General features: G+C 72.9%; 11 protein-coding genes. 5 read left to right on the top strand and 6 right to left on the bottom strand.

Annotation, left to right across the window (positions count from 1 at the left end; translation table 11 throughout):
- The first annotated feature begins 51 nt into the window (after positions 1-51).
- On the top strand, positions 52-1,050 hold the full coding sequence (locus tag H4J02_RS06140; protein WP_187676200.1) for a ketopantoate reductase family protein: 999 nt from the start codon (positions 52-54) through the stop codon (positions 1,048-1,050).
- Between the two features lie 4 nt (positions 1,051-1,054).
- On the opposite strand, the gene H4J02_RS06135 is transcribed toward H4J02_RS06140, so the two are convergent.
- A complete protein-coding gene (locus H4J02_RS06135) occupies positions 1,055-1,723 on the bottom strand; it encodes a uridine kinase (RefSeq protein ID WP_187676199.1) in 669 nt (222 codons plus the stop codon).
- 62 nt (positions 1,724-1,785) lie between these two features.
- On the opposite strand from H4J02_RS06135, the gene H4J02_RS06130 reads away from it, so the two are divergent.
- Both H4J02_RS06130 and H4J02_RS06125 read left to right on the top strand, forming a co-directional pair.
- Positions 1,786-2,649 (top strand): A/G-specific adenine glycosylase, encoded by an 864-nt coding sequence (locus H4J02_RS06130; RefSeq protein WP_262406268.1) that lies wholly within the window; start codon positions 1,786-1,788, stop codon positions 2,647-2,649.
- Between the two features lie 67 nt (positions 2,650-2,716).
- A complete protein-coding gene (locus H4J02_RS06125) occupies positions 2,717-3,580 on the top strand; it encodes an Fpg/Nei family DNA glycosylase (protein ID WP_187676198.1) in 864 nt (287 codons plus the stop codon).
- A gap of 61 nt (positions 3,581-3,641) precedes the next feature.
- Here the strand turns inward: H4J02_RS06125 and H4J02_RS06120 are convergent, their stop codons facing one another.
- From H4J02_RS06120 to nusA, 5 genes are all read right to left on the bottom strand, one after another.
- A complete protein-coding gene (locus H4J02_RS06120) occupies positions 3,642-4,691 on the bottom strand; it encodes an LLM class flavin-dependent oxidoreductase (protein ID WP_187676197.1) in 1,050 nt (349 codons plus the stop codon).
- Between the two features lie 135 nt (positions 4,692-4,826).
- Positions 4,827-5,270 (bottom strand): 30S ribosome-binding factor RbfA, encoded by a 444-nt coding sequence (gene rbfA, locus H4J02_RS06115; protein ID WP_187676196.1) that lies wholly within the window; start codon positions 5,268-5,270, stop codon positions 4,827-4,829.
- 164 nt (positions 5,271-5,434) lie between these two features.
- On the bottom strand, positions 5,435-8,122 hold the full coding sequence (gene infB, locus H4J02_RS06110; protein ID WP_187676195.1) for a translation initiation factor IF-2: 2,688 nt from the start codon (positions 8,120-8,122) through the stop codon (positions 5,435-5,437).
- A 74-nt stretch (positions 8,123-8,196) separates the two neighbouring features.
- Positions 8,197-8,475 carry a YlxR family protein gene (locus H4J02_RS06105; RefSeq protein WP_187676194.1) on the bottom strand — a complete coding sequence of 93 codons (279 nt, stop codon included), beginning with the start codon at positions 8,473-8,475 and terminating at the stop codon, positions 8,197-8,199.
- Between the two features lie 87 nt (positions 8,476-8,562).
- Positions 8,563-9,543 carry a transcription termination factor NusA gene (gene nusA / locus H4J02_RS06100; RefSeq protein WP_187676193.1) on the bottom strand — a complete coding sequence of 327 codons (981 nt, stop codon included), beginning with the start codon at positions 9,541-9,543 and terminating at the stop codon, positions 8,563-8,565.
- Between the two features lie 149 nt (positions 9,544-9,692).
- Here nusA and H4J02_RS06095 point away from each other — a divergent pair, with 149 nt between their 5' ends.
- Together H4J02_RS06095 and H4J02_RS06090 are read left to right on the top strand one after the other, a co-directional pair.
- Positions 9,693-10,223: an RNA polymerase sigma factor gene (locus H4J02_RS06095; protein WP_187676192.1), complete on the top strand. Its 531-nt coding sequence runs from the start codon at positions 9,693-9,695 to the stop codon at positions 10,221-10,223.
- Positions 10,224-10,230: 7 nt separating this feature from the next.
- On the top strand, positions 10,231-11,676 hold the full coding sequence (locus H4J02_RS06090; protein ID WP_187676191.1) for a hypothetical protein: 1,446 nt from the start codon (positions 10,231-10,233) through the stop codon (positions 11,674-11,676).
- Positions 11,677-11,737: the final 61 nt, after the last annotated feature.

Here is an 11,737-nt window from a genome sequence, read left to right as displayed (position 1 = left end):
AGCACGCTTTACAAACACGGCCCCGGTGCCGCCGACGCCTAGGCTCGGGGCATGCGGATCGGCGTGATCGGGGCGGGAGCGGTCGGCGGCACCTTCGGGGCGCTGCTCGCGGCGAGGGGCCACGACGTCGAGGTGACGGCGCGCGGCGCGCAGCTCGAGGCCATCAACGCGAGCGGGCTGCTGCTCGACGGCGGCTGGGGCGAGCGCCGCGTGCGGGTCGCGGCGAACGCGACCCTCACCGAGCGCCCCGAACTCGCGATCCTCGCGACGAAGGCGCAGGATGCGGCGACCGCCCTCGCCGCGAACGCGACGCCTCTCGAGGGGGTGCCGCTCCTCGTCGTGCAGAACGGGCTCGGCGGGCTCGAGGTCGCGCACCGCGAGCTGCCCGACTCCCCCGTGCTCGGCGCGCTCGCGCTCTTCGCCGCGTCGTACCTCGAGCCCGGCCACGTCACCGTCACGGGCCCGAACCCCACCGTCATCGGCGCCGGCCCAGGTGCCGACCGCGCCCTCCTCGAGAGCGTCGCCGCGACGATCGGCGAGGCGCTCCCCGTCGAGGTGACCGACGACATCACCGGCGCGCAGTGGACGAAGCTCCTCATCAACCACGTCAACGCCCTGCCCGCCATCACGGGGCTGAGCGTGCAGGAGGTCGTCGCGCATGCCGGGCTCCGGCGGATCATGACCGCGAGCATGCGCGAGACGGTGCGCGTCGCACGCCGCATCGGGGTGCGCTTCGGCAAGGTGCAGGGCGTGTCGGGCGCGGTCATCGGGCTGCTCGGCGTGCTCCCCCTCGCGCTCGGCGAGCAGTTCCCGCGCTTGCTCGCGCGCCGCATGGGCTCGGTGCCGAATCCCGGCTCGACGCTCCAGAGCATCCGTCGCGGACAGCTCACCGAGATCGAGTTCCTCAACGGCGCCACCGTGCACGCCGCCGCCGAGCACGGCCTCGCGGCGCCCGTCAACAGCGCGATCGTCGAGCTCGTGCACGAGGTCGAGCGCACGGGCTCGTTCATCCCGCCCGCCGAGGTCGTGCGACGCGTGCCGCCGCGCTAGCTGCTCAGCACGCGTCGGCGAAGACGCGTCTCGGGTGCTCGGGATCGGTGTTGTCGATGATCGCCGTCGCCGTCTGACGCGGATGCGCGTCGCGCTCGTAGAGCTCGTGGGCGCCCTCGTAGCGCGCGGCGAGCTCGGACGCCGATTCGATGCCGTCGCGCGCGTGCAGGCGCTTCGCCCGGACGTCGTCGTCGGCGTCGAGCCAGATCGTGTAGTTCCAGACGCCGCGCAGCTCCGGGCGGTCGAGGAACCCGCCGTCGACGACGAGGAAGACGTCGTCGGGCCCCGTGCGCCACTTCGGCTCGAGCTGCACGTCGCGCACCTTGTCGTAGGCGGCCGTCACGAACGCGGCCGAGCCGCCCATGCGGAACGGCTCGATCAGCACGCGCCGGAAGACGTCGTAGGCGTACGCGTCGCGGTAGTAGCCCTCGGGCGAGTACCGTCCGCGCCGGTAGCGCTGCTCGGCGGGGTTGAGGAAGTCGTCGAGCGACGCGCGGGCGGTCACGTACCCGCGCCGCTCGAACTCGCGCGCGAGGTCGTCGGCGAACGTCGACTTCCCCGAGGCCGTGCGGCCGTCGACGCCGATCGTGATCCGGCCGCGTCGGTAGTTGCCGAGGATCTCGTCGACGGTCGCGGCCATCACGTCGCGGCGCTGCGGTGCCCATCTCGCCATGGCGTCAGCCTACGCGCGGCCCCGCCTACGCTGGAGGGGTGGCGGGACGCACGGATGCCGGGATCGGCGAGCGCGTCGCCTCCTGGTTCGCAGCGGGTCACCGCCCGCTCCCCTGGCGGGCGCCGGGCTTCCCCGCGTGGGGCGTGCTCGTGTCGGAGTTCATGCTGCAGCAGACCCCCGTCGCGCGCGTGATCCCGCGCCTCGAGGAATGGCTCGCGCGCTGGCCGACCCCTGCCGCCCTCGCGGCCGTTCCGCCCGGCGAGGCGGTGCGCGCGTGGGACCGCCTCGGCTACCCGCGGCGCGCGCTCAACCTGCACGCGGCATCCGTCGCGATCACCGAGCGGCACGGCGGAGAGGTGCCCGCCGACGTCGACGCTCTGCTCGCGCTGCCCGGCGTCGGCCCCTACACGGCGCGCGCCGTCGCGGCGTTCGCGTACGGCATCCGAGTGCCCGTCGTCGACGTCAACGTGCGCCGCGTGCTCGCGCGGGCGGTGCGCGGCGTCGGCGAGCCGGGTCCGGCGCGCACGCGCGAGGAGCACGCGCTCATGGAGTCGCTGCTGCCCGAGGATGCCGGGCGGGCGCGGCTCGCCAATGCCGGGATGATGGAGCTCGGTCAGACGGTGTGCACGGCCCGCGCTCCCGCGTGCGAGGCGTGCCCGATCGCCGACGCGTGCGTGTGGCGGGCGGCCGGCTACCCCGCCTACACGGGCCCGATGGCGCCCAAGCAGAAGCCGTACGCGGGGTCCGACCGCGAGGTGCGCGGACGCATCCTGCGCGAGCTGCGCGCGAGCGAACTGCCGGTGCCCGCCGAGCGGATCGCGGAGCTCTGGCCGGATGCCGTGCAGCGCGAGCGCGCCCTCGCCGGGCTCCTCGCCGACGGCCTCGTGGAGGCGGGCGACGCGGGCTACGCCCTCCCGAGCGCCTGACGCGATCCGCGCGTCGTCACGGGCGCCTGATCCAGCGCGCGTCGGCGGACTGCGGCACACTGTCGGCATGCCGGAGCTGCCCGAGGTGCACGCGCTGGCATCCGACCTGGATGCGCGGCTGCGTGGTCGCGAGATCGCGCGCCTGCAGATCGTCGCCTTCCCGGCGCTCAAGACCTACGACCCGCCGGTCGAGTCGCTCGCGGGCGAGCGGATCGCCGGGGTGACGCGCCACGGCAAGTTCCTCGACCTCGCGACCGACGGCGGGCTCCACCTCGTCATGCATCTCGCACGCGCGGGCTGGGTCCGCTGGCGCGCCGCGGCGCCGCAGAGTTCGGGGCGCCCGGGCGCAGGCCCCCTCGCGGCGCGACTCGTGCTCGACGACGGATCGGGCTTCGACGTGACCGAGGCGGGCACGAAGAAGAGCCTCGCGCTTTACGTCGTGCGCGACCCCGCAGAGGTGCCGGGCATCGCCCGCCTCGGGCCGGATCCGCTCGCCGACGACTTCACCCTCGCGCGCTTCCGGGAGATCCTCGCCGCACAGGGCCGCGCTCAGCTCAAGAGCGTGCTGCGCGACCAGTCCGTCGTCGCCGGCATCGGCAACGCGTACTCCGACGAGATCCTGCACGTCGCGCGCATGTCGCCGTTCAAGCCCGCCGCAATGGGCGACGACGATTCGGCCGCGCTCTACGAGGCGCTCCGCACGACGCTCGCGGATGCGGTGGCACGCGCCGAGGGCACGCCGGCATCCGAGCTCAAGGCCGAGAAGAAGTCGAACCTGCGCGTGCACGGGCGCTTTCGCGAGCCGTGCCCCGTGTGCGGAACGCGCATCGAGCAGGTGATCTTCGCCGACCGCACCTTCCAGTACTGCCCGGGGTGTCAGACGGGCGGCAAGAAGCTCAGTGACCGCGTGATGGACCGGTTGCTGAAGTAGGGCCGCACCCGGGTGGTCGAGGAGCGCCCGCGCAGCGGACGCCTCTCGAGACCGCAGCTACTCAACCGGCGAGTGACGCGGCCAGCAGCTCGAGCGTGCGCTCGCGACCGAGCGCGCGGCCGGCGGGCTCGTGCTCGCGCGAGCCGGCGCCGGGCGACACCATGACCTCGTCGACGCCGAAGCGCGAGGCGAGCTCCCGGATGCGGCCTGCCGCGGCATCCGGCGCGTCGACGACCCAGCGCTCGAGCATCGCGTCGATGACGTGGCGGGAGGCGACGTCGAGCTCCTCGCGCTCGGCGACTTCGACCGTGTCGAGCGGGCGCAGCGGCTTTCCCGTGCGCAGGCGCGCCATGTTCTGCAGCGATGGGAGCGCGCGTGCGTACGCCTCCTCGGCGGTGTCGGCGACGACGACGTTGAGGGTGAGGAAGGTGCGCGGTGCGGCGAGCGTCTCGGAGGGCCGGAACTCGCTGCGGTAGATCGCGAGCGCGCGCTCGGTGCCCTCGCCCGAGAAGTGGTGGGCGAAGACGTACGGCAGGCCGAGCTTGGCGGCGAGGTGCGCCGAGTAGTCGGACGAGCCGAGCAGCCACAGCTCCGGCAGACCGGATGCGGCGGGGGTCGCACGCACCTCGTAGTCGCGCAGGCCGTCGCGCGTGTTGACCGTGACGGTCGCGCCCTCTCCGGCGAGGGCGCGGATGTCGCCGAGGTGCCCCTCGAAGCGGTCGACCTCGCTCGTGGGGCCGCTCGCGCGCAGCAGCGCGGAGATCACGGGGTCGGAGCCCGGGGCTCGCCCGATGCCGAGGTCGATGCGACCGGGCGCGAGAGCTTCGAGCGCGGCGAACTGCTCGGCGACGACGAGCGGCGCGTGGTTCGGCAGCATGACGCCGCCCGATCCGACGCGGATGCGCTCGGTGCGCGCGGCGGTCGCGGCGATGAGCACGGGCGGCGTGGTCGACGCCACGGACGGCATGTTGTGGTGCTCGGCGTACCAGTAGCGCTCGTAGCCGAGCTCGTCGGCGAGGCGGGCGAGCGCGAGCGACGCGGCCACGGCATCCGCGGAGGTCTGGCCGGTGCGGACCGGCACGAGGTCGAGGACGGAGAGCGCGGGTGTCACCCTGGGCCTAACGCGAGCGGACGCGGGGTCATTCCGGGGGCTGGTTTCGACACGCCCGCTGCGCGGGCTACTCAACCAGCGTGCAACTCGCTGATCGAGTAGCAGCGCAGCCGCGTGTCGAGATCAGCCCAGCGGTCACTCCTCGTCCTCGTCGTCGAGCTCGCGCGGCTTGACGTAGGGGTCCTCGTCGCCCGCGTAGGCCGCGTTCGCGGCGAGGGCGCGGGCCTCGTTGTCGCGCTCGGTCGCCTCGCGGAGCAGGGCGTCGATCGCGGCGGCGTTCTCGGGGATCGCGTCGGCGATGAACTCGAGGCTCGGCGTGAGACGCAGGTTGAGGTTGCGTCCGACCTCGGTGCGCAGCATGCCGGTGGCGGCCTTGAGCGCCGCGGCGGAGTCCGCGCGCTCCTCCTCGGTGCCGTAGACCGTGTAGAAGACGCTCGCGTGCTGCAGGTCGCCCGTGACGCGCACGTCGGTGATGGTCACGAAACCGAGGCGCGGGTCGCGCAGCCCCCGCTCGAGGCGCTGCGCGATGATCTCGCGGATGCGGTCGGCGACCTTGGCCGCCCGAGGGTTCTCACCCATTGTTCTCTCCTGCCCTCTCGATGAGGTGGTCGCAAGCGCGGCCGGAAAAAGGACTCAGGCGGCGGAGGGGGTCGGATGTCCCTTCTGAGTCAATCGGGGAAGGGGCCCCCGCTCTTGACTCAGAAGGGACATCCGTCCCCCGAAGCCGCCGTCACCCGTGATGACTAGCCGCGCGGCTTCTCGACCAGCTCGATCGTCTCGATCTCGTCGCCGATCTGGATGTCGTTGAACTTGCCGAGGCCGATACCGGCCTCGAAGTCCGTCTTGACCTCGGTGACGTCGTCCTTGAAGCGACGCAGCGACTCGATGGCGAGGTTGTCGCCGACGACAACGCCGTCGCGGATGACGCGCGCCTTGGCGTTGCGCGTGATCGTGCCGGAGCGGACGAGCACACCCGCGATGTTGCCGAACTTGGAGGAGCGGAACACCTCGCGGATCTCCGCGACGCCCGACTGGACCTCCTCGTACTCCGGCTTGAGCATGCCCTTGAGCGACGACTCGATGTCGTCGAGCGCCGAGTAGATGACCGAGTAGAAGCGCACGTCGATGCCCTCGCGGGCGGCGCGCTCGCGTGCCTTGACGTCGGGCCGCACGTTGAAGCCGATGACGATCGCGTTGTCGATCGTCGCCAGGTCGATGTCCGACTCGGTGATCGCACCGACACCGCGGTGCAGGATGCGGAGCTGGACGCTGTCGTCGACCTCGATCTTGAGCAGCGACTCCTCGAGCGCCTCGACGGCACCGGAGACGTCACCCTTGATGATGAGGTTGAGCGAGTCGACCTTGCCCTCTTCGAGCGCGCGGGTGAAGTCCTCGAGCGAGATGCGCTTGCGGGCCTTGGCCAGCTGGGCGTTGCGCTCGACGGCTTCGCGCTTCTCGGCGATCTGCCGGGCCGTGCGGTCCTCCTCGGTGACGAGGAAGGTGTCGCCGGCGCGGGGCACGGTCGAGAGACCCTGCACCTGAACCGGACGCGACGGTGCGGCCTCCTCGACCGGGTCGCCGTTCTCGTCGTGCATCGCACGGACGCGGCCGTAGGCCGTGCCTGCGACGATCGCGTCACCGACGCGCAGCGTTCCCGACTGGATGAGCACGGTCGCGACGGCGCCGCGGCCCTTGTCGAGCTTCGCCTCGATGGCGACACCGCGCGCGTCCTTGTTGGGGTTGGCGCGCAGGTCGAGTCCGGCGTCGGCGGTGAGGAGCACCGCGTCGAGCAGCTCGTTGATGCCGATGTTGTTGAGCGCCGAGACGTCGACGAACATCGTGTCGCCGCCGTACTCCTCGGCCACGAGACCGAACTCGGTGAGCTGCTGGCGCACCTTGGCGGGGTTCGCGCCCTCCTTGTCGACCTTGTTGACCGCGACGACGATCGGCACACCGGCCGCCTGCGCGTGGTTCAGTGCCTCAACCGTCTGCGGCATGATGCCGTCGTCGGCCGCGACGACGAGGATCGCGATGTCGGTCACCTGGGCACCGCGGGCACGCATGGCGGTGAACGCCTCGTGACCCGGGGTGTCGATGAAGGTGATGGCGCGCTCGATGCCGTCGTGCTCGGTCCACACCTGGTACGCACCGATGTGCTGGGTGATGCCGCCGGCCTCGCCCGCCACGACGTTCGCCTGACGGATGGCGTCGAGGAGCTTGGTCTTTCCGTGGTCGACGTGGCCCATGACCGTGACGACCGGGGGCCGGATCTCGAGGTCGGCGTCGTCCTCGTCCTCGAGCTCCTGCTCGAGGTCGAGCCCGAAGCCCTCGAGGAGCTCCTTGTCCTCGTCTTCGGGGCTGACGATCTGGATCTTGTAGCCCAGCTCCTCACCGAGGATCGAGAAGGTGGCCTCGTCGAGCGACTCGGTCGCGGTCGCCATCTCGCCCAGGTGGAAGAGCGCGGTCACGAGCGAGCCCGGCTGCACCGAGAAGCCGGTGAGCGTCTCGAGCTTGTCGGCGAGGTCGCTGATCGACGCACCGCGGCGCAGGCGGATGACGCGGCTGCCGTCGCCGCGCGGGATCGCGACGCCTCCGAGCTGCGGGGCCTCCCGCATCTCGAATTCTGCGCGCTTCGTCCGCTTCGACTTACGGGCCTTGGACTTGCCGCCGCCCTTGCCGAACGCACCCGCGGTTCCACCGCCGGGTCCACGGCCGCGGCCGCCGCCACCACCGGGGCGTCCGGCATAGCCGCCACCGCCTCCGGGGCGACCGGCGAAGCCGCCGCCGGCACCGCCGGGACGACCGGGGCCGCCGGGGCGCTGCTGGAACGGGGCGCCGGGACGCGGGGCGCCCGGACGCGGAGCGCCGGGACGGGGTGCGCCGGGGCGCGGGGCACCGGGACGCGGAGCGGCCGGACGCGGGATCGCGCCGCCGCCCGGACGCGGCATGCCCTGCGTCGACGAGAAGGGGTTGTTGCCCGGGCGCGGGGCGCCGGGGCGCTGCATACCCTGGCTCGGCGCGTACGGGTTGTTGCCGGGCCGAGGCGCGCCGGGTCGCGGTGCTCCCGCGGGACGCGGGGCGGCCGGGGCCGGGCGGTCGCCACCACCGGCGGCGGGCGCTGCGGGAGCCGCGGGCGCCTCGGATGCCGGGGCCGGGGCCGCGGGCGCGGCCGGCTTCTCGGCTGCGGGGGCCGGGGCGGGCGCGGGCGCGGGCTTGGCCTCGGCCGGCTTCGGGGCCGGCTTGGGCTGCGCCGGCTTGGGCTTGGCGACGCCGTCGGCCTCGAGCTGCTGCTTGAGGCGGCGCGCGACGGGCGGCGCGATCGACGACGACGCCGACTTCACGTACTCGCCCATCTCCTTGAGCTTCTCAAGGGCGATGTTGGATTCGATGCCGAGCTCTGCTGCGATCTCGTGCACGCGGGGGTTGGCCACAATTCTCCTGTCTGGGTTCCGCTCCAGGCAGGAGCGGACGTTAGTGGTGGAGGGGTCTCATTTCGAGCCGCTCATTACTTGTCCATGTGCCGTTCAGCCTGTTCTTCAGGGACTGGATAGAGGTTCGTCAGCTCGCTCGTGTCGAGCGGGCCCTCCTGGCGGAGCGCGCGCCCGAAGGCGCGTCTCCGGACGGCGTTCGCGACGCATCCGAGATCCGGATGGACCCATGCACCGCGACCCGGGAGCCGTGCCGCAGTATCGACCGCGACCCGTCCGTCGCGCGCGACGACCCTCACGAGTGAGGGGCGGGGAGCGCGCTGCCGACAACCCAGGCAGGTTCTGACGGGTTCCATCCTACCCCCTCCCCCGTTCCGGTTCCGGCTCGGGCGTGTCGCGGCCTGTCGGCCGCCGCCCGCTGCGTCGCGTGTCTCCGACGCGGCCTACGCCTCCATGACGGAGTCGGGCTGGATGTCGATGCGCGCGCCCGTGAGCTTCGCGGCAAGGCGCGCGTTCTGCCCTTCCTTGCCGATCGCGAGCGACAGCTGGTAGTCGGGCACGAGGGCGCGCACGGCCTTGAGGTTCGGGTCGACGACGAACGAGCTCGTGACCTTGGCAGGGCTGAGGGCGTTCGACACGAAGGTCGCGAGGTCGTCGGACCAGTCGACGATGTCGATCTTCTCCTCGCCGAGCTCGCTCGTGACCGCGCGGACGCGCGCGCCGAGCTCGCCGATGCAGGCGCCCTTCGCGTTGACGCCCGGCTGGGTCGCGCGCACGGCGATCTTGGTGCGATGGCCGGCCTCGCGGGCGAGCGACGCGATCTCGACGACGCCCGACGCGATCTCGGGCACCTCGAGTGCGAAGAGCTTGCGCACGAGCCCCGGGTGGGTGCGGCTCACCGTGATCGACGGGCCCTTGAGGCCCTTCGCGACGCTCGTGACGTAGACGCGGATGCGCTGGCCGTGCGGGTACTCTTCGCCGGGCACCTGCTCCTCGGGCGGCAGGATCGCCTCGACGGTGCCGAGGTCGATGTGCACCATGCGGGGGTTGGGGCCCTGCTGGATGACACCTGCGACGATGTCGCCCTCCTTGCCGCGGAACTCGCCGAGCACCTTGTCGTCGCCGATGTCGCGCAGACGCTGGTTGATGACCTGCTTCGCGGCGAAGGCGGCGATGCGGCCGAAGTCGTCGGGGCTGTCGACGGCCTCGCCGATGACCTCGCCCTCGTCGTCGCGCTCGGGGACGTAGATGGCGACGTGCCCGGTCTTGCGGTCGAGCTCGGCGCGCGCGCCCGAGTCGGGGCCCTGTCCGGTGTGCTTGAGGTAGGCGGTGAGGATGGCCTGCTCGATGATCTGGACGAGTTCGTCGAAGGGGATCTCCCGCTCTCGCTCCATGAGCCGCAAAACGGCGAGGTCGATGTCCACGTCAGCCTCCGATATTCAGATCTCGAACGGCATCGCCCTGCATGCCGCGACCGCCCACTCTACCCGAGCCTGCGTGAGAGAGCACGAGACGTCCGGCTCGCCGCGAACGTTGGGACGACATCCGCCGCCCGTGCCTCCAGACTGGCACCATGCCCGACGCGCGCGCCGAGTTCGAGGCCGTGTACCGACGGCACCTTCCCGCTGTGAGCGCGTACCTCGCGCGCCGTGTCGATCGAGCCGACGTCGAGGACCTCGCTGCCGACGTCTTCGCGATCGCGTGGCGCAAGCGCGGCGCCGTCACGGAGGGCGAGGAGCTGCCGTGGCTCTACCGGATCGCGTCGTACCAGGTGGCGAACCACCGCCGCCGCGCCGCCGTGCGGGCGAACGCGCTCGCCCTCTTCTCGGCCCCGGATGCGGCTCCCGCCGCCGACGCCGCCTTCGACGGCGACCCGGAGCTCGCGCGCGCCTGGCGCTCCCTCACGGGCGCCCAGCGCGAGGTGCTCGCCCACGTCGTGCTCGACGGGCTCGCCGTCTCCGAGGCGGCGATCGCGCTCGGCGTCTCCGCGAACGCCGCGAGCATCCGTCTGCACCGCGCGAAGAAGGCACTCGCCGACGCCCTGCGCGCGCCCGGCGGGAATCCGGATGCGCCAGGTGAAAGATCCGCCGCCCCCGCGACATAGACAGGGTATGAACGACCTCTTCGACGACGCCGAGGCCCGCCTCCGGCGTGCCGCATCCGCTCCCGTCGCCCCCGAGCTCGACCCCGCGCTCGTGACGGGCGCCCCCGATCGCCGCGCCCCGCGTCTCGTCCGTCGCGGACGTGCCGCTCGGGCCGCCGGCATCTCGCTCACCGCGATCGCCGCGGTCTCGGTCGGCGCGCTCGTCGTGCCGGGAGTGCTCGCCCCACGGGCCCCGCTCTTCGCGGCCGCTTCGGGCTCGGCGGGCGGCCAGGAGGCCGCGGCGCTCAATGACACGAAACTCGCATGGTGGGTCGACTACCGCTACGTCGCGGGCCCCGGTCTCTCCTCGGACGGCGGCCGCGGCTCGGTCTACCAGCTGAAGCGCGTCGGCACCCCCGAGGGCGTGCTCGCGGACGCGGCGCGGGCGCTCGGCGTCTCGGGCTCGCCCGAGGAGTCGCAGTACTCCGACCCGCAGTACCCGAGCTACGTCGTGGGGCCCGAGGACGGCACCGGCCCCTCGATCACGCTCGGCTGGTCGGGCACGGGCAGCTGGTGGTACAACGACCCGGGCGCCTACCCCGCGCCGGTGTGCGTCGACGTGCAGATCGAGGGCGCCGCCGAGGGTGCGACCTACCCGGAGTGCACGCAGCCCGAGATCCCGGCGTCCGAGTCGAAGGCGCCCTCCGAGGCGGAGGCGCGCGCCCTCGCCGCCGAGATCTTCGAGGCGACGGGCCTCGACGTCGCCGAGTCCGACATCCGCGTCTCGGTCGACAGCTGGCAGACGCTCGCGAGCGCGAACCTCGTCGTCGACGGCACGGCCGCGGCCCTCGAGTACAGCGTCGCGTGGTCGCCGCTCGGCGCGATCTCGTGGGCCACGGGGCACTCGGTCGAGGTCGTCGAGCGCGGCGGCTTCGACACGGTGTCGCAGGTCGCGGCGGTCGATCGCATCGCCGACGGCCGCTGGTACGGCGCGGCCGGCCCCGACTACCTGGGCGGCATGGTCATGTACGCGGCGGATGCGGGCCTCGCCCGCGAGGCCGGGGGCGGCGACACCGCCGACAGCTCGGGCGCCGGCGCGGGCTCCGACCCCGTCGCACCCGTCGAGCCGGGCACGTCCGAGCCGGGCGACCCGGGCGACCCCGGTGTCGTTCTCCCCGAGCCGACGCCCGGCGAGCCCGACGCCCCCGTGACGGACCCCGAGGTGCCCGCCGAGGAACCCACCGAGGAGCCCCTGCCCGAGCCGACGCCCGAGACCGTCACCGTGACGCTCGACCGCGCCGAGGCCACGCTCCTGCTGCTGTGGGACGTCGACGGCAACGCCTGGCTCGTGCCCGGCTACGCCTTCCAGAACCCGGAGGGCGACTTCTGGACGACGATCGTGTCGCTCGTCGAGGGCGTCATCGAGCTCCCCGAGCCGATGCAGATCGAGCCCTTCATCGACCCCGCCGCGTAAGCGCGCGGGTTCACCGGACGGCCGGGTCGACTCCCTCGACCCGGCCGTTCCGCGTTCCGCG

The sequence above is a fragment of the Protaetiibacter sp. SSC-01 genome, from assembly GCF_014483895.1.
Lineage (GTDB): Bacteria > Actinomycetota > Actinomycetes > Actinomycetales > Microbacteriaceae > Homoserinibacter.
The sequence above is the reverse complement of the archived record's forward strand: the minus strand, read 5'-3'. Positions and strand labels throughout refer to the sequence as shown.